Annotated in this window: 16 protein-coding genes and 1 tRNA gene; 13 read left to right on the top strand and 4 right to left on the bottom strand. The window is 63.7% G+C overall.

Annotated elements, in window-relative coordinates; all coding sequences use genetic code 11:
• Together infB and rbfA are read left to right on the top strand one after the other, a co-directional pair.
• A partial coding sequence (gene infB, locus M3P36_RS14940) for a translation initiation factor IF-2 (RefSeq protein WP_249704504.1) occupies positions 1–2,326 on the top strand: 2,326 nt, incomplete at its 5' end.
• A 44-nt stretch (positions 2,327–2,370) separates the two neighbouring features.
• Positions 2,371–2,778 (top strand): 30S ribosome-binding factor RbfA, encoded by a 408-nt coding sequence (gene rbfA / locus M3P36_RS14935; RefSeq protein WP_249704503.1) that lies wholly within the window; start codon positions 2,371–2,373, stop codon positions 2,776–2,778.
• A gap of 2 nt (positions 2,779–2,780) precedes the next feature.
• On the opposite strand, the gene M3P36_RS14930 is transcribed toward rbfA, so the two are convergent.
• Positions 2,781–4,382 (bottom strand): AbgT family transporter, encoded by a 1,602-nt coding sequence (locus M3P36_RS14930; RefSeq protein ID WP_249704502.1) that lies wholly within the window; start codon positions 4,380–4,382, stop codon positions 2,781–2,783.
• Positions 4,383–4,471: 89 nt separating this feature from the next.
• Here M3P36_RS14930 and truB point away from each other — a divergent pair, with 89 nt between their 5' ends.
• From truB to pnp, 3 genes are all read left to right on the top strand, one after another.
• Entirely contained in the window at positions 4,472–5,458 is a 987-nt protein-coding gene (gene truB, locus M3P36_RS14925; protein ID WP_249704501.1) for a tRNA pseudouridine(55) synthase TruB, read from the top strand.
• A gap of 24 nt (positions 5,459–5,482) precedes the next feature.
• Positions 5,483–5,752, top strand: a complete 270-nt coding sequence (rpsO, locus tag M3P36_RS14920; protein WP_249704500.1) for a 30S ribosomal protein S15 — start codon at positions 5,483–5,485, stop codon at positions 5,750–5,752.
• Positions 5,753–5,925: 173 nt separating this feature from the next.
• Entirely contained in the window at positions 5,926–8,265 is a 2,340-nt protein-coding gene (gene pnp / locus M3P36_RS14915; RefSeq protein WP_249704499.1) for a polyribonucleotide nucleotidyltransferase, read from the top strand.
• Positions 8,266–8,372: 107 nt separating this feature from the next.
• Here the strand turns inward: pnp and M3P36_RS14910 are convergent, their stop codons facing one another.
• Entirely contained in the window at positions 8,373–9,641 is a 1,269-nt protein-coding gene (locus tag M3P36_RS14910; RefSeq protein ID WP_249704498.1) for a sensor domain-containing diguanylate cyclase, read from the bottom strand.
• A 190-nt stretch (positions 9,642–9,831) separates the two neighbouring features.
• Here M3P36_RS14910 and M3P36_RS14905 point away from each other — a divergent pair, with 190 nt between their 5' ends.
• The 4 genes from M3P36_RS14905 (at position 9,832) to M3P36_RS14890 (ending at position 13,750) form a co-directional block, all read left to right on the top strand.
• Positions 9,832–10,779 (top strand): SDR family oxidoreductase, encoded by a 948-nt coding sequence (locus M3P36_RS14905; protein ID WP_249704497.1) that lies wholly within the window; start codon positions 9,832–9,834, stop codon positions 10,777–10,779.
• Positions 10,780–10,781: 2 nt separating this feature from the next.
• Entirely contained in the window at positions 10,782–11,384 is a 603-nt protein-coding gene (locus M3P36_RS14900; protein WP_249704496.1) for a histidine phosphatase family protein, read from the top strand.
• Between the two features lie 96 nt (positions 11,385–11,480).
• Positions 11,481–12,821 (top strand): MFS transporter, encoded by a 1,341-nt coding sequence (locus M3P36_RS14895; protein WP_249704495.1) that lies wholly within the window; start codon positions 11,481–11,483, stop codon positions 12,819–12,821.
• Between the two features lie 191 nt (positions 12,822–13,012).
• Positions 13,013–13,750 (top strand): helix-turn-helix transcriptional regulator, encoded by a 738-nt coding sequence (locus tag M3P36_RS14890; RefSeq protein ID WP_249704494.1) that lies wholly within the window; start codon positions 13,013–13,015, stop codon positions 13,748–13,750.
• Between the two features lie 318 nt (positions 13,751–14,068).
• On the opposite strand, the gene M3P36_RS14885 is transcribed toward M3P36_RS14890, so the two are convergent.
• Complete coding sequence (locus M3P36_RS14885; protein ID WP_249704493.1) at positions 14,069–14,743, bottom strand: GcrA family cell cycle regulator; 675 nt, start codon at positions 14,741–14,743, stop codon at positions 14,069–14,071.
• Between the two features lie 102 nt (positions 14,744–14,845).
• Here M3P36_RS14885 and M3P36_RS14880 point away from each other — a divergent pair, with 102 nt between their 5' ends.
• The gene (locus M3P36_RS14880; RefSeq protein WP_249704492.1) at positions 14,846–15,748 is read left to right on the top strand and encodes an ABC transporter permease; all 903 of its coding nucleotides are present in this window, start codon (positions 14,846–14,848) and stop codon (positions 15,746–15,748) included.
• Between the two features lie 31 nt (positions 15,749–15,779).
• Here M3P36_RS14880 and hspQ read toward each other — a convergent pair whose 3' ends face one another.
• A complete protein-coding gene (hspQ, locus tag M3P36_RS14875) occupies positions 15,780–16,160 on the bottom strand; it encodes a heat shock protein HspQ (protein ID WP_249704491.1) in 381 nt (126 codons plus the stop codon).
• Between the two features lie 180 nt (positions 16,161–16,340).
• Between hspQ and M3P36_RS14870 the strand changes: the two genes are divergently transcribed.
• The 3 genes from M3P36_RS14870 (at position 16,341) to M3P36_RS14860 (ending at position 18,141) form a co-directional block, all read left to right on the top strand.
• A tRNA-Ser gene (locus M3P36_RS14870) sits at positions 16,341–16,430 on the top strand.
• A 110-nt stretch (positions 16,431–16,540) separates the two neighbouring features.
• Positions 16,541–17,476 carry a DUF6538 domain-containing protein gene (locus tag M3P36_RS14865; protein WP_249704490.1) on the top strand — a complete coding sequence of 312 codons (936 nt, stop codon included), beginning with the start codon at positions 16,541–16,543 and terminating at the stop codon, positions 17,474–17,476.
• A gap of 56 nt (positions 17,477–17,532) precedes the next feature.
• On the top strand, positions 17,533–18,141 hold the full coding sequence (locus M3P36_RS14860) for a hypothetical protein (protein WP_249704489.1): 609 nt from the start codon (positions 17,533–17,535) through the stop codon (positions 18,139–18,141).
• The last annotated feature ends 73 nt before the right edge of the window (positions 18,142–18,214 follow it).

Here is an 18,214-nt window from a genome sequence, read left to right as displayed (position 1 = left end):
GCGAAAGGCCGCCCCTTCGGGCGAGACCCCGCAGGAACGCGTCGCCCGCCTCCAGCGCGAGGCCGAGGAGGACCGCCTGCGCCAGGCCGAGGAAAACCGCCGCCGCGAGGAGGAGGAAAAGCACCGTTCCGTCGAGGACGAGAAGCGCCGTGTCGAGGAAAACCGCGTGGCCGCCGAAGAGGCCGAGAAGCGCCGCCTGGCCGAGGAAGAGGCCGCGCGCAATGCGCCGCCGGTCACCACCCAGCCGTCCGCGCCCGAAGCTGCCGCTGCTCCTGAGGAAGCGGTGGCCGGTTCGTCACCGCCTGCTGCCCGCAGGTTCACGCCGGTCGAGCGTCCCGAGGTCAAGCGTCCCGAAAAGGAAAAGGAAAAGGACAGCAAGAAGGCTCCCGAACGCAAGCAGCCCGGCACCGGCAAGGTCGATGATCGCGGCGACAAGCGGCGCGGCAAGCTGACGGTCAACCGCGCGCTGAACGAGGACGAAGGCGCCCGCGCCCGTTCACTCGCCGCCCTGAAGCGTGCGCGCGAAAAGGAAAAGCGCGCCCACTATTCAGGCCAGAGCCAGCAGCGCGACAAGCAGGTGCGCGATGTGATCGTGCCCGAAGCGATCACGGTGCAGGAACTCGCCAACCGCATGGCCGAAAAGGGTGCGGACCTGGTGAAGTCGCTGTTCAAGATGGGCATGATGGTCACCATCACCGAGAGCATCGACCAGGACACTGCCGAGCTGCTGGTCGAGGAATTCGGCCACAACATCCAGCGCGTGTCGGAAAGCGATGTCGATATCGTCAACGACGAGGACATGGATCCCGAAGAGACCCTGGTCACCCGTCCGCCGGTGGTCACGATCATGGGCCACGTCGATCACGGCAAGACCAGCCTGCTGGATGCCTTGCGCGGTGCCAATGTTGTGAAGGGCGAGGCCGGCGGCATCACCCAGCACATCGGCGCCTACCAGATCACTACCAAGGGTAAGGATCAGATCACCTTCCTCGACACCCCGGGCCACGCTGCCTTTACCCAGATGCGCCAGCGCGGGGCCAATGTGACCGATATCGTTATCCTGGTGGTCGCGGCGGATGATGGCATTATGCCGCAGACGATCGAGGCGATCAATCACACCAAGGCGGCCGGCGTGCCGATGATCGTGGCGATCAACAAGAGCGACAAGCCCGAAGCCAACCCGAAGAAGGTGCGCGAGCGCCTGCTGGAACACGAAGTGGTGGTCGAAGCCATGTCGGGCGATGTGCAGGACGTGGAAGTTTCCGCCAAGACCGGCGCAGGTCTTGATGACCTGATCGAGAAGATCCTGCTCCAGGCCGAACTGCTCGAACTGAAGGCCCGCCCGGACCGCATGGCCGAAGCGACTGTGATCGAAGCCAAGCTCGACAAGGGCCGCGGCCCCGTCGCCACCGTGCTGGTCAATCGCGGCACGCTCAAGAAAGGCGATATCTTCGTCGCCGGAACGCAGAGCGGCCGCGTGCGCGCACTGGTCGATGACCAGGGCAAGCAGGTGGCTGAAGCCGGTCCCTCGATGCCGGTCGAAGTGCTGGGCCTGGGCGGTGTTCCGCAGGCAGGCGACGTGCTGACCGTGGTGGAGAACGAATCGCGGGCCCGCGAAGTGGCCCTGTTCCGCCAGCAGCGCGAAACCGAAAAGCGCACCACGCTGGCGCCAACCAATTTCGACACCATGTTCTCCAACCTCACCAGCAACGTGATCGAGTATCCGGTGGTGGTGAAGGCCGACGTGCAGGGTTCGGTCGAAGCCATCGTGACCGCGCTACACAACATCTCGAACGACGAGATCAAGGTCCGCGTGCTCAATGCAGGCGTGGGTGCGATCACCGAGAGCGACGTAGTGCTGGCCAGTGCCAGCAAGGCGCCGATCATCGGCTTCAACGTGCGTCCCAACGCCAATGCGCGCCAGCAGATCCAGCGCAATAAGACGCGGATGATGTACTACGACGTGATCTATCACCTGACCCAGGAAGTGGCCAAGGAGATGGCCGGTATCTGGGGTCCGGAACGGATCGAACACGTCGTCGGCCGCGCAGAGGTCAAGCAGGTGTTCCCTGCCGGCAAGCGCGACAAGGCCGCTGGCCTGCTGGTGCTGGAAGGCATCATCCAGAAGGGCCTCAACGCCCGTCTTACCCGCGACGATGTCATCGTATCGGCCACCACCGTCGCCTCGCTGCGCCGGTTCAAGGACGATGTCGATGAAGTGCGCGCGGGCCTCGAATGCGGCGTGGTGCTGGCCGATACCAACGATATCAAGGCCGGTGACATGCTCGAAATCTTCGAGGTCGAGGAACGCGAGCGGACGCTTTAACCTATAGCCCCCTCCCCGGCGCGGGAGGGGGACAGGATCACGCCATGGTACGCAATTCCACCTCCAGCGAAGAACAGTCAGTCCGCCTGCTCAAGGTGGGTGAGCGCGTGCGCCATATCCTGTCCGAACTGCTGACCCGGCAGGAAGTGCATGACGATGTGCTGTCGGCCACCACGGTCAGCGTCACCGAAGTGCGGATGTCGCCCGACCTGCGCCAGGCCAAGGTCTATGTGAAGCCGCTGCTGGGCGAGGACGAGGCCAAGGTGGTGAAGGCGCTGCAGGTCAACACCGCATTCTTCCAGCGCGAGGTTGCCACCCGGCTGGGCCTGAAATTCGCCCCCAAGCTGCGCTTCATGCCCGACGAGAGCTTCGACGTGGCCTACCGCATCGACAGCCTGCTCGACGATCCGCGCGTGAAGCGCGATCTGGGCGAGGATGAAGACGAGGCCTAAGTCTAGGGCGTCTCCACCACCACCTGCGCCGTGGGAATCTCGGTGAACACACTCGCCCCCGGCCCCAGCGGAAGGTCCAACGCCACCCAGCCTATCGTCATCGCCACGCCAACCACCATCAAGCCGATGGAATAGGGCAGCATGGTTGCCGCCAGCGACCCCATGCCGAAGTCCTTCTGCCAGCGCTGGCAGAAGATCAGGATCAGCGGGAAATAGACCATCAGCGGGGTGATGATGTTGGTCGCGCTGTCGCCCACGCGATAGGCCGCGGTGGCCATTTCGGGCGAGATACCGAGCAGAAGCAGCATCGGCACCAGCACCGGGCTAAGCAGCGCCCACTTGGCACTGGCCGAACCGACCAGCAGGTTGAGCAGGCCCGACACGATCACGATGGAGGCCAGCAGCGCCCAGGCAGGCATGCCCGAATTGCCCAGGAAGTCCGCGCCGCTGACCGCCATGATCAGGCCCAGGTTCGACCAGCCGAACATCGCCACGAAGTGCGCCGCCGCAAAGGCCAGGACAAGGTAATAGGCCAGGTCTTCCATCGCGCCGGACATCATCTTCACCGTGTCGCGGTGGTTGCCGATCAGGCCCACGGCCCGACCATAGGCCCAGCCCGCCAGCAGGAACAACAGGAAGAAGCCACCCACCAGGCTCTGGTAGAAGGGATTCCATTGGACCTCTGCGGCAGCCTCCTCGTCGATCAGCGGTGTGCCAGGCCCGAAGGCGAAGAACAGCCACAGCGCGCAGACGCCCAGAACGGCGAGGCCCGCGTGCTTCAGACCCTTGCGTTCATCGGCAGTGAGCGGCCGGTCGGTCTGCTCGCCCGCCTGGGCGTTGCCTGCGCGCGCCGGATCCCACGGCCCGAGGCGCGGCTCGATGATCCGGTCGGTCACATACCAGATTACCGGCAGGAACAGGAAGAACATCGCCGCGATAAAGTAATAATTGCCAAGGATATTGGCGGTGAATTCGCCGAAAGTGGCTTCCACCGCCGCCTCGGTTATGCCGAACAGCAGGGCATCGAGTTGGCCCGGCAGCAGGTTGGCCGAAAAGCCGCCCGAAACGCCCGCGAAGCTGGCTGCAATGCCCGCCACAGGATGGCGACCGGCGGCGTGGAAGATGATCCCGGCCAGCGGCACCAGAACGACATAGGCGGCATCGGCGGCAAGGTTGCCCATCATTCCGACGGCCACCACGATGGGGGTCAACAGGGCCTTGGGCGCATTGCGCACGCCTGCGCGCATGGCCGTGCCGAACAGGCCCGACCGTTCTGCCACGCCTGCACCCAGCATCACCACCAGCACATAGCCCAACGGATGGAAATGGGTGAAAGTGGTCGGCATCTCCACCCACAGGCGGCGGATATTGTCGGCCGACAGCAGACTCGTCGCTTCGATCACGCGGGGCTGGCCGGTGGCGGCGTCAATCTCTGCCGGGTGCAGCGCGCTCCAGCCCGCCAGCGAGGTGACGACCGAGATCACCACCAGGCCAACGATCAGCCACAGGAACAGGAACACCGGGTCGGGCATCCTGTTGCCCGTCCGTTCGATCCAGCCGAGGAAGCCCTTCTGTGCTGCCGTTGCCTCGACCGCTGCGCTCATGGATGATCCCTTTCACATGAAACCTTGTGCCTAGCATGGCCAAACTCGGCGGTCTTTACCAGCCCGCCTGAAATCCCCATGGAAGTTCGATGAACGATCCAAAACCCCAACCCCACGGCTGGCTCATCCTCGACAAGCCGCGCGGCCTCGGCTCGACCCAGGCGGTGGGGGCGGTGAAGCGGTGCCTGCGCAATGCAGGCTATGGCAAGGTCAAGGTGGGCCACGGCGGCACGCTCGATCCGCTGGCTGAAGGCGTGCTGATGATTGCGCTGGGCGAAGCGACCAAGCTGGCGGGGCGGATGCTCGATGCCGACAAGATCTACGAGTTCACGATCCAGTTCGGCGAGGAGACTTCCACGCTCGATACCGAAGGCGAAGTTGTCGCCACCAGCGACCGACGTCCGCCGCGCGCTGCCGTTGCGGCGATCCTCGAACACTTCACCGGCCCGATCGAGCAGGCACCGCCAGCCTATTCCGCGATAAAGGTGGATGGCAGGCGCGCCTATGACCGGGCGCGGGCGGGCGAGGAGGTGGAGATGAAGCTGCGCAGCGTCACCGTCCATTCATTGGAAGTGCTGGGTGGCGGCGCTGCGGGAGACATCGGCTCTGCCTTCGCCACCACGGCAGGCAGGCCCGATCCCTATGATCCTGCCGCTCCGCTCGAACTGGCCGACAGCATCACTCTGGTCGCCCATGTGTCAAAGGGAACATACATCCGCAGCCTTGCGCGCGACATTGCCCATGCCCTTGGAACAGTGGGCCACGTCACCTATCTCAGGCGGTCAAAGGCCGGTCCGTTTACCGCAAATCAGGCGATTTCACTGGACACGCTTGAGGAAATCGGTAAGGGCGCGCGACTTGAAGACCACCTCCTGCCGCTGGAGGCGGGGCTGGACGGCATCCTGGCCCTGTCACTCAATCCGGAAAGCGCGCAGGCGGTCCGCCAGGGCCGGGTCATTTCCGGATTGCCCAATCCCGATGGGCTCCATCTTGCAACGCTGGACGGTGTTCCGGTTGCCCTGATGGAACTGTCAGGAGGCACGGCCACGGTCGTGCGGGGTTTCAATATTGCATGATGCTGCGAAAGGTACGAAGACAACATGACCATTACTGTTGAACGCAAGGCCGAAGTGATCGCCGACAACGCCCAGGGCACCGGTGATACCGGCAGCCCCGAAGTGCAGGTCGCCATCCTCACCGAACGGATCCGCAACCTGACCGACCACTTCAAGGCCAACCACAAGGATAACCATTCCCGCCGTGGCCTGCTCAAGATGGTGAACAAGCGTCGCAGCCTGCTCGCCTATCTGAAAAGCAAGGATGTGGGCCGGTACAACTCGCTGATCCAGAAGCTGGGTCTGCGCAAGTAAGCAAGTTTCGGGAGGGCGGCCGGGTTGGCCGCCCTTTCGCTTTAGGCATCCTGTGCAATTCGGCGCAGGGCCTGTTCATGGGGCTAACCAAAGGCCCCGCACCGGACCGGGACGGTATCCCCGGCAGCAAACCCCGCAGGCGCAATCTGGCGGTGCGGGTTCGAAGGATTACTATGTTCGACACCAAGACTGTATCGCTGGAGTGGGGCGGCAAGACCCTCACTCTGGAAACCGGCCGCATTGCCCGTCAGGCTGACGGCGCGGTCCTCGCCACTTACGGCGAAACCGTTGTTCTTTGCGCCGTGACGGCTGCAAAGGGCGTCAAGGAAGGGCAGGATTTCTTCCCGCTCACCGTCCACTACCAGGAAAAGTTCTCTGCCGCCGGGCGCATCCCGGGCGGCTTCTTCAAGCGCGAACGCGGCGCGACCGAAAAGGAAACGCTGGTTTCCCGCCTGATCGACCGTCCGATCCGCCCGCTGTTCCCCGAAGGGTTCTACAACGAGATCAACGTGATCTGCCAGGTTCTCAGCTATGATGGCGAGACCGAGGCCGATGTGGTGGCCATGGTTGCCGCCTCTGCCGCGCTGACCATCTCGGGCGTGCCGTTCATGGGCCCCATCGGCGCTTGCCGCGTGGGCATGGTCGATGGCGAATATGTCCTCAATCCCAAGCAGGAAGCTGCCCTTGTGGACGGCCGCCTCGATCTCATCGTCGCTGCCACGCAGGACGCGGTGATGATGGTTGAATCGGAAGCCAAGGAACTGACCGAGGAAGAAATGCTCGGCGCGGTGATGTTCGCCCACGATGAAAGCCGCAAGGTCATCGGTGCGATCATCGAACTGGCGGAACAGGCTGCCAAGGATCCCTGGACTGTCGATACGTCGGACAACACGGCCGACATGAAGGCCAAGATCAAGGACCTGGTGGGCGCGGACATTGCCGCTGCCTACAAGCTGACCGACAAGTCGGCCCGGTCCAACGCGCTGAATGAAGCCCGCGCCAAGGCCAAGGAAGCTTTCGCCGACGAAGGCGGGCAGACCCAGATGGTCGCCGGCAAGCTGGTCAAGAAGGTCGAGGCCGACATCGTGCGGACCGCGATCCTCAAGGACGGCCAGCGCATCGACGGCCGCAAGCTCGATCAGGTTCGCCCGATCGAAGCCATGGTCGGCTTCCTGCCGCGCACCCACGGTTCGTCGCTGTTCACCCGCGGTGAAACGCAGGCGATCTGCACCACCACGCTGGGCACCAAGGAAAGCGAACAGATGATCGACGGGCTGGAGGGTCTCTCCTACCAGTCGTTCATGCTGCACTATAACTTCCCCCCCTATTCGGTGGGCGAAGTCGGCCGCTTCGGTGGTTCCAACCGCCGCGAGATCGGCCACGGCAAGCTGGCATGGCGTGCGCTGCACCCGATGCTGCCGAGCCGCGAGGAATTCCCCTATACCATCCGTATCCTGTCGGACATCACCGAGAGCAACGGCTCCTCGTCGATGGCGACGGTGTGCGGTGGCTGCCTGTCGATGATGGATGCCGGCGTGCCGATCGCGCGCCCGGTATCGGGCATCGCCATGGGCCTGATCCTCGAAGGTGACGATTTCGCCGTGCTGTCCGACATCCTGGGTGACGAAGATCACCTGGGTGACATGGACTTCAAGGTGGCCGGTACCGAAGCAGGCATCACCACCATGCAGATGGACATCAAGGTTGCCGGCATCACGCAGGAAATCATGGCCAAGGCACTGGAACAGGCCAAGGCCGGTCGCGCCCATATCCTGGGCGAAATGCACAAGGCGCTGGGTTCTGCCCGCACCGAACTGTCGGCCCATGCCCCGCGCATCGTGACCATGCAGATCGACAAGTCGAAGATCCGTGATGTCATCGGCACCGGCGGCAAGGTGATCCGCGAGATCGTGGCCGAAACCGGCGCCAAGGTGGATATCGACGACGAAGGCGTGATCAAGCTGTCGTCGAGCGACCTCGACCAGATCGAGGCCGCCAAGGCGTGGATCCTCGGCATCGTCGAGGAAGCCGAAGTGGGCAAGGTCTACAACGGCAAGGTCGTCAACATCGTCGATTTCGGCGCTTTCGTGAACTTCATGGGCGGCAAGGACGGTCTCGTCCACGTGTCGGAAATGAAGAACGAGCGTGTTGAAAAGCCGACCGATGTCGTCACCGAAGGCCAGGAAGTGAAGGTCAAGGTTCTCGAAATCGATCCGCGCGGCAAGGTTCGCCTGTCGATGCGCGTGGTTGACCAGGAAACCGGCGAAGAGTTGGCGGACACCCGTCCCGCCCGCGAACCGCGCGAGCCCCGCTCGGGCGGTGGTGACCGTGGTGGCGATCGTCGTCCGCGTGGCGGCGGTGATCGTGATCGTGGCCCCCGTGGTGGTGGCGACCGTGATCGTGGCCCCCGTCGTGACGGTGGCGATCGCGCTCCGCGCCAGGATCGTGATGGCGGCAATGACAGCGGCGGCGGCAGCCCCGACCATCTGCCGGCCTTCCTTAAGGACGACTAATCAGCTATAGAGAGCCCCTGGACCCGAGCGGTCCGGGGGCTTTTCTTTACCAGGTGGGAGAGCGGGCCGCGGAGGGAAACCTACCGCGGCCCTATTCTTTTGCGGCTTCAGCCGACGGCCAGCTTGGGCTTCTTGATCTCTGAACTGGCGCGGCGCTTGGCGGGGAGCACACAGTTGCGGCCCGCCAGCTTGGCGGCGTAAAGCGCGGTGTCGGCCATCGCCACAAGGTCGGCGATCCCGGTGGAGCTTTCGGGTACACAGGCGACCCCCATCGACGCACTGACCGGCGCGCCGTGGACCGCGCCCAGGCTCTCGATCCGGGCGCGCAGCACTTCGGCCTTGAGCAGGGCATCGTCCATCGTGCAGCCGGGCATGATCACCAGCAGTTCCTCGCCGCCATAGCGGCTGACCACGTCCGACGGACGCAGCGCGCCGACCAGTTGTACTGCCACATCGCGCAGCACGGCATCGCCCTTGGCATGGCCGTGGGTATCGTTGAGCGCCTTGAAGTGGTCGAGGTCGATCATAACCACCGATGTCGGGGTGCCATTGCGTTCGACCATCGACAGATAGCGTTCCAGCGCGTCTTCCATGTAGCGGCGGTTGTAGAGGCCGGTAAGCGGATCTCGCAGCGACTGGGTGCGCAGCTTTTCCTGCAGCGCAATATTGGCGAGCGCCAGGCTGACCGAATCGGCCAGCGCGCGGGCGATGCGGGTGATGTGCTGCAACCGGGCTGTGCCGTCGGGCCCACCTATCGCCAGCATCAGCAAGCCGTGGACCTTACCGCGCGCGATCATCGGCAGTTCGATGGTCGAGAATATCCCGTTGTTGTGCATGCAGCACAGCGTGCCGGCATTGGGATCGTTGATGTGCGGCTTGCCGCGCTTCAGCGCCCAGCAGTTGCCCGGCACCAGCGTTTCGGCCGGATGGCAGTCCTCGCCGTGCGGCCAGTAGCGCGTCAGGTCGAGCCGGTCGTGCGAGTTGTTGAAGATATACAGTGCGCCGCGGAACTCGGGCAGGAGCTGGCTGGCGGTCGCTTCCAGGATTGCGCCGGCATCCTCGTGGTTCTCGGCGCTTTGCAGCATGTCGGTCATGGCGAACAGCTGTTCGATCTGCAGCCGCGCGCTTTCAGCATCGCGGAACAGCTGTTCGTGCTCCTCGACATGGGACGTGGACTTGGCGGCGAGGATGCGCGAGACGGCGAACTGGACGACCATCAAAACGGCAGCCAGCCCGGTAAGGACGCTGGCAGCATAGCCGGACTGCCAGACTGCGGCCACCAGCACGACAGCCGTCACCAACTGGCCAGTCCAGACCAGGCGGCGATAGCGTTCAAGGTGTGACCCGGCCCGGTCGGGGCCGCGCAGCCAGTTCATTCTCCAGTCCCCTCTTATTGCCGCGGGATTTAGAGAAGCCGGGTTAACATTCGTTTTACCGGCGCTAGGTACCGGCGCGGGCGAATCAGGTCATGATCACAAAATCCATGTGAACTGTCGCTTCCCTCCTGCGCGCGCCGCGCTACAGTGGTGCAAAGAACGGCTGCAGGCCGCACGGGAGAACGACCTTATGGAACAGCTCGAGGGCCGCGTGGCGTTCATAACCGGCGGTGCCAGCGGCATCGGGCTGGGCATGGCCAAGGCCTTCCTGGCCGAAGGGATGAAAGTGGCCCTGGCCGACTGGAGCGACGAGCATATCGCCCGCGCCAGGGCGGACCTTGCGGGCAATAACGCGGTGTTCTTCGTGAAAGCCAATGTCGCCAGCCGCGACAGCCTGAAGCAGGCGGTGGACCAGACGCTGGCCCATTTCGGCAAGATCCATGTGCTGTGCAACAATGCCGGGGTCAACGGCGGCGGCACGGCGGCCAGCCCCGATTTCGATGACTGGGACAAGGCCATCGCCATCAATCTTGGCGGAGTGGTCAACGGCACCAAGATCGTGGCCCCGATTATCCGCGCCCAGGGCGAGGGCGGGCATATCGTCAACACCAGTTCCATGGCGGGCATTGTCCCGCTGCCGGGGCTGGCCGCCTATTCGACGGCGAAATATGCCGTTCGCGGTTATTCCGAAAGCCTTAGGATGCAGCTTGCTCCGCGCGGTATCGGGGTGTCGTGCCTGTTCCCCGGCGCCACCCGCACCGCGCTTGTGCCCCTGCCGGAGGACGATCCCTCGATCGATGCGGAGAACGCGCCGCAGTTCCTGAAAGACCTGTGGGACGCCATGCGCGGCGCGATCGACCCTGAGGATACCGGCCGCATGGTGGTAGATGCCATCAAGGCCAACCGGTTCTACATTTTCACCAACTGCGAATTCCTCGATGAAGTGCGGGTACGCCACCGCGAGATCGAGGACGCCTTCCCGACCGAGGAGGCAACGCCGGGCCGGGTGAAGTTCGAGACGATGCGCGCCGAACAGGTGCGCAACCTGATGGCACCGGGCAACCGCCCCGTGCCGGCTACGGAGGGCATGGACATGGAACTCGATCTCGGCTCGCGCTCTCCTGCAGGCGGGCAATAGGGGTGGCGCTGTACCTGCTGCGCCACGGGCAGACCCATTTCGATCTGGAGCAGCGCATCGAAGGCAGCGGCGACAATCCGCTGACCAGCCTGGGGCGGGACCAGGCAAGGGCCATGGGTGCCAAATTGCGCGGGATGCTGGAAACGGCAGAGGGCGGCGATGCCGATTACGAGATCATCTGCAGCCCCCAGCCACGCGCCTATGACAGCGCGCTGCTGGTGCGCGAGGCATGGGGCATCGACCGGCCGGTCATCACCGATGCGCGACTGGTCGAGCTGGGCTGCGGATCGTGGGAAAAGCATCACTTCGCATCGATCCAGGCGCGCGATCCGCTGGTCGAGGACGAGCCGACCTTCCTTGCCGCCTGGGCGCACCACTGCGTCGATGGCGAAGGGCTGGACGAAGCGGTCGAGCGCCTGTGGGGCTGGCTGCGCTGGGCAGGCAACCGCAAGCTGGTCGTCGTCGGCCACGGCCTGGCCGGATCGATGCTGCGCGCACTGTACGTGGGTGAGGGGCGCGACGACATGCTGAAATACGAAGCGATCATGCCCGGGCATTTCCACCGGCTGGAGAACGGCTGGGCGGAGGAAATCGCGGTCGTTTGAAAGCAGCACCGGAACAATTTGGATAGAGCGGTCAAAAGGCCGCCTTGGGAGAGGATCGTATCATGACACATCACGCCGCGGGCGAGGGGGCCTGAGATGCCCCGGACTTTCGTTGAGGCGCTGAATGCGCTGCCGATGCGCCCGTTTCAGTGGGTCACGCTGTTCGTTTGCATGTGCGTGCTGGTGGGTGCCGGAGTGGCCTTGCAACTGCTGGGCATCATCGCCCCGCTGGTGATGGAAGCCTTCGCCGTGGAACGCGGCGAATTTGGCATTGCGATGAGCGCGGCGATTATCGGCTTTGGCGTGGGTGCCTGGGGCGGCGGCTGGCTGGGGGACCGGATCGGCCGCCGATGGACGATTGCCATCGCTGCCCTTGCCTATGCCTTTGCCACAATGGGTTCTTCCACCACCGAAGGCGTGTGGGAACTGGCCATCTGGCGGGTCGTCACCGGGCTGGGAGTAGGCGGGGTCTATCCCAACGTCCTGTCCCTGGCGAGCGAATGGCTGGCCGAACGCTGGCGGCCCGTGGCTATCAGCACATTGACCGTGGGCGTGCCGATTGGCGGCACCATTGCGGGCTGGCTGGCCCCCGGGCTTACCGCCTCCAGCGGCTGGGAGGGCACCTTTACCTCGCTGGGCCTTGCCCTGCTGGCGGTCTGCGTGCTGGTCCTGCTGGTCCTGCGCGACAGCCCGTCATACCTGCTCGAACGGGGCAAGGCCGATGCCGCGCAGAAGAATGCCGGCAAGGTGCTGGACGGGACAGTAGAGCTGGTGGCCGAGCCCAAGCCGGCCCTGAAGCCGGGCGAGCGCCACATCGGCGTGCTCCATTCCAGCAACAAGCGCTTCAATATCGGCGTGGGCATTGCCTTTTCCTCGGCCGCGCTGGTGGCATTCGGTATCCTGAGCTGGTCCACCACCTTCCTCACCACGGCAGGCTTCGACTTTGCCGAGGCAAGCCGTGCCGTATCCATCGCCGGCATCACCTCGATCGCAGGGTCCGTGCTGGCGGGCATCCTGGTGCGCCGATATGGATCGCGCCTGATCATGAGCCTGTTCAGCGCCACGCTGTGCCTGGTGATCATCGTGCTCGGCTGGCAGGTGCAGATGCTGCCGGACCAGCCGGATGCAACCCAGCGGCTGGTTGTTGTCAGCCTTGTGGGGCTGGCCGGTGCGGTCTTCAGCGCCTGCATGGCGGCGATGTATGTCATCATGGCGCTGGGCTATCCGCAAAGCTGCCGCTCGGCAGGCATCGGCTTCGGCATCTTCATGAGCCGGGTGGGCGCATTCCTCGCCACGGCCTTTGGCGGGGCCCTGCTGCAATGGGGCGGGACCAGCGTGGTGCCGTTCTTTGCCGTGCTGCTGGTTGCTTCGGCGATGGTATCGGCGGCGGCCTTCGTGGTGGACCGCCAGGTGCCACCCGCGCGCACCCAAGGCTGAGGAGACCATCGGCTTGCACTAACCCGCGTTAGGTGTCAGTCTTCGCTCTTGCGCCAGCCTGCGGGTATCAGCCCCCCTGGCACCAGACGGTTTGACTGCGGTTCCTGACTTGGGGAAGGGGCATGCCGGTGGACCTGGAAGAGTTCTCCCGACGCCTTGCGGCGATCGGGAGCTGTGAGGCTGTCGCACCCTTGCGGCAGGCGACGATGCACGCGCTCGCGCTGCTGGGCATTTCGGCGGCCTATTTCATTGCGCCGCTGACCAGGGATCCGCGGATTGGCCGGATCATCACCAATATCGGGCTGCCATGGACCTGGGAGCGGCAATACCGCGCCCGGCTGCACTTGATCGACCCCTTGCCCCAGTTCGCGGTGGACCGGCTGGCGCCGTTCTATTGGCCCGATGACCTTGCCGATGTGAAGCTTGACAAGAAGCAGCAGCGATTCATGCAGATCGCGGCGCAATACGGGCTTGCGCGCGGGGTGGGGGTGGCCTGCTTCGGGCCTGACGGACGCAGCGGGTTCCTCGGCGCGGCCTTGCCAGATGAGATGCCGCCGCCCGATAGCGCCATGCTGCAGGGCATCCAGGCCATCGGACAGACTTCGTTCCAGACCTATTGCCGCATCGTCAAGCGGGCGACCGAAGTGCCGCCGCTATCAAACCGCGAACTGGAGGTGCTGCACTGGATCGGGCGGGGCAAGAGCAATTCCGTGATTGCCGAGATCCTCGAAATCTCGCCATCTTCGGTCGATGTCTATGTCCGGCGGCTGTTCGCCAAGCTGGACGTGACCGACCGCACCACGGCCTCGGTCAAGGCCTTTGCGCTGGGCCTGCTGGTATCGGGCGACTACGAGAAATTCGTCAACGCGACGCGCGCGCAGCAGGACGAGGGGGGCGACCCGCTGGGCGAGAAGCCGGACGCAAGCTGAACAGGCACTGCTGTTGTCAGGCAATCACGTTACATGCGCAACCTTTGCAAGCGCCATATAGGCCCGCGACGAGACCAGCGACGGCTCTTCGGGTCGCGTCGAACGAGTAGTTAATGGTCTCGGCGTCCTGGACCCCAAGCCGGGACGCCTTAGTTTACCGAAAACGTGCGGCCCTGTGCCCGTCTCCCCCCCCCCCCCCCCCCCGAAGGGTGCGGGGTCGCACGTTCTTCCGGATAAGAAAAAGCGGCCGGAACACTGTCCCGGCCGCCCTCAATCTTCAAACCTTGCGATCTACCCGATCATCGACCGGACAATGTGTTATCGCACCCTGGGTCCGCCGAACGGCAGGGGCGGCGGGGGCCGGCGCGCACCGCGCGGCAGCTGCGCCTGATAGGCCCGCCCGCAGTGTTCGACGCAATAGGGGAACCCGGGGTTCACCTTTTCGCCGCAGAAATGGAAATCCGCCTCGCCCGGGTGGCCCATCGGCCAGCGGCATACACGGTCGTTCAGTTCAAGCAGGCCGGTCTTGTCGGCAATGTCGGGGCTGGGCTTGGCCGGCACCAGGCGGCGCGGCGGAGCGGGCGGGATCGGCGCCTGCTGTTCGCCCGGACCCTGCCGCACGAAGCCGCCGGGCCCGACCGAATGGACGCGCTGCATCGGCTCGCGCCCCGGCATCGGCTGGCTGTTTTCCAGCGACGGCTTGGGAGCGGGCGGCTTGGGCGGAGCGGCGGGGCGCGTTTCCACCTTGGGCAGCGGCGCCTTGACCTTGGCGGCCACGGGTTTCTTCGGGACGGGCTCGGTCTCAGCGGCCTTGGCGGGCTTCGCCTCGTTCGCCTTGACCGGCGAGGGGCGCGATTTGAGGCCGAGGCGGTGGGCCTTGCCGATTACCGCATTGCGCGACACACCGCCCAGGTCTTCCGCGATCTGGCTGGCGGTCGAGCCGCCTTCCCACATCTTGGTCAGCCTGGCGATGCGTTCTTCGGTCCAACTCATGCAAAATTTCCGTTTTTCAAGCAGGCGGGACAAGCAGACGTACGGCTTGCCAGCAAAGGGCAGGGCTTGTCAGGCCGAGTGCAGGCCGATAGGCGGCAGCACATGGCCGATCAAGTCCCCACAAGCACTACAATGCCCAGTCAGTCAACAGGGCCCAGTCAGTCAACAGGACGCATTTTCCCGCCAAAGGGACAGCCGCTGATCAGCGGGTTCAACCGGATCGGGCTGTGGAGCCTCTATATTAAGGAGATACGCCGGTTTCTCAAGGTCCAGACGCAAACTATCTGGGCCCCGGCGATCACCACCCTGCTATTCCTGATCATTTTCACCGTCGCCCTGGGCGGTTCCGCGGGCCGGGCGGAGCGGGTCATCCTGGGGGTGAATTTCGCCAGCTTCATCGCACCGGGCCTGATCATGATGGGCATGATGCAGAATGCCTTTGCCAATTCCAGTTTCAGCCTGCTGGGCGGCAAGATCCAGGGCACGATCATCGATTACCTGATGCCGCCGCTCAGCAGTGCCGAACTGATGATCGCCATCGTCGGCGCGGCGATCACGCGCGGGGTCATGGTTGGCGGGGCGGTGGCGCTGGCCATGGCGCTGTGGCCCGGGGTGGATCTCCAGGCGGCCCATCCCTGGGCCATCGTGTGGTTCGGCCTGATGGGGGCGACCATGCTGGCGCTGATCGGGCTGCTGGCCAGCCTGTGGGCCGAGAAATTCGATCACAACGCGGCGGTGACCAACTTCGTCATTGCACCGCTCAGCCTGCTGTCGGGCACGTTCTACGTCATTTCCAACCTGTCGCCGGTGTTCCAGGCAATCAGTCGGGCCAACCCGTTCTTCTACCTGATATCGGGCTTCCGCTTCGGCTTCATTGGCCAAAGCGACATCGGCAATACCAACCAGGCCGTGCTGGGCGCGGCCATCGGCGTGGGGGTGCTGAACCTGGTGTTGGGGTTCGTGACCTACCGGGTGCTTAAAAGCGGGTGGCGGATCAAGACCTGATCGCGCCAGCGCCTGGTATCGGGCCGGGCGCTCAATGCGTCAGGCTGCGGTGCAGACGATAGCGCCCTGCGGCAAAACGATCGAACAGCTGGGCGATGCCGGGATGGTCCACCGGGCCGCCCTCCTCGTCGCGCAGCAGGTTCTGCTGGCTGACATAGGCGACATAGGAGCTTTCCTCGTTCTCGGCCAGAAGGTGGTAGAACGGCTGGTCGCGCAAGGGGCGCATGTCCTCGGGGATCGCCTCGTACCATTCTTCCGAATTGGCGAAGACCGGGTCGATATCGAACACCACCCCGCGCAGGTCGAATTTCTTGTGGCGCACGACATCGCCGATCGAAAAGCGTGCTCGGCTGTGGCGGGGGGCCTGGACCACACGTCCAGCCTGGGGAAGGAAGAATTCCGACTGATCCATGACGCCAATATATGCCTTCGCAGGTGCGAAACAAGCGAAGCCTGCCGACAATCCCCTGCTTAGGCCCGCGCATGGACCAAATTCGCGTGCGGAGGGGACTTGGCAAGCGCGAAACCTTCCGCTAACCGCGCCCCTTCAAAGATCGACCCGGGGCCGCGCAGGCAGCCCCGCACTTCTTGCGGAGAGGTGGCAGAGTGGTCGAACGCGCCGCACTCGAAATGCGGTTTACGGGTAACCGTAACGTGGGTTCGAATCCCACCCTCTCCGCCAGACCTCCCTAAGAACCGCAGTTTTCCTGAAGTCCCAGCATTTCAGGGCTTTTTAACCATTTGGCTGCTACATTTCCTGCTACATTTTGTGCCGTTGCAGGGGGGAATTAGATGAGGCGGGTGAAGGGCTACCGCTACCTGTATCGGCGTGGCGATCAGTTGTATTTCCGCCGCAGGGTGCCAGCAGGCGCGATTGCTGCGTTCGGCGGGCGCGAGGAAGTTCAGAAGTCGCTCGGCACAAGCAACATCGCCGATGCCCGGCATCTTCTGGCCATCGAAGTTGCAACGTTCGACAAGATATTGGCTGACTTAGGCGGAAGGCCAGTCGCCGATGCGGTCCGCCATATCGTGCCCAACAAGTCTCCCAGTCAGACCGAGTTAGAGGAGAGGGTTAGGCATTGGCTGTCCGAGCGCATTGAGAGGGCTGCCAGCAGCGAGTTGGCAGTGTCAGGGCGCGATCCAGATGAGGCGAAGCGGGTATGGCTCGACCTTCAAGCCCATGCAGACAGCGTGAAGCAGGGGATTGGTCTCGGAGCCGAGGGCCCCTCCATCACAACGACTTGGCTCGCCGAGGACATCTGTAGTGCAGAAGGCTGGGTTATCGACCGAGGTTCCAGCCTATGGCATCATCTGGAAAGACTTGTTGGGCGAAGCCAGATCGAAGCCAATAGCTGGATCGCAGCAGACATGAATGGTGAAGCGCGGATCGTTCAAGATGCCCGGTTTTCGCCCGACCAGTATCGACTTGATGACGAGCGACGGCGGCAGAAGTCGGATGACCAGCCAATCTCGATCATGGAACTGTTTGAAGGCTACGTGGCGGAGCGCAAACCTGCCCCTGCGACGATAAAATCGTATCGACGGTTTATCAGTGCCTTCATCGATTTTCTTGGTCATTCGGATGCTCGGCAAGTGAGGTCCAAGGATGTGGTGGCTTGGAAAAAGCACTTACTTTCGGCTCCCAATGCACAAGGGCTTGTCAGGTCGGCCAAGACAGTCGGCGAGACATATCTCTCTGCGATAAAAACAATGTTTCTTTGGGGCTAGCAGGGGCTGAAAGGGTCAAGGCGCTCGGCCAGTGCCTCCAGCGACTGACGGGTGGCATGGCGGATGCGGTTGGCTTTCAGCACTCCGCGATAAGCTATGACGAGTTTCGCCGTCTCCCCCATCCTGATGGTGCCGCTTCGCAGATTGTCTGCACAGGTGAGCAAATCACATATCTCGGCGTTGCGACGACCCCGTTGGAGGTGTCCCTCTTCAGTTCCGTTCACACGGCCCTCGGCGTCCGTAAGTGCGTGTGGATCAGCACGGACAGCTATGCCATTGCTCGGAGCGCCCCGTTGCGATTGGCAGGCAGTGGCTACGCCACCATCGAATACAGCTTCAGCTTCGTGCCCGATCCGCGAGACGGCGTCTTGCGTCTTTACCAATTTCAAGGGGTGACTAACCGCCGCGCCGAGGACGCGATCACGCAGGCACTCACACTCAAGTTCGGAACACCAGAATTGAGGACTGGCGTAGTGCAGAATGGCATTGGTAATCGCTTCGATCAGGTCACCGCTGTTTGGTCCGATACAACTGGATCATTGCTCGTCCAGTCTCCATCGCAATCGGTTGACCGGATGACCATTCTGATGACGGACGCCCACCTTTCTAGCTATGTGGCCGATCAGGAGGCAGCCGCGCAAGCGGCAATCCCGAACGGGATTTAACCTCGCCAACGGTGATTGCTCGCGGAAGTTCGCCTTGGGTTTTTGCCTATTCGGTGAACCCAATCCAAGAGAC

Source organism: Altererythrobacter sp. KTW20L (genome assembly GCF_023501975.1).
GTDB lineage: Bacteria > Pseudomonadota > Alphaproteobacteria > Sphingomonadales > Sphingomonadaceae > Alteraurantiacibacter.
This window is presented reverse-complemented; position numbering and strand designations above follow the sequence as displayed.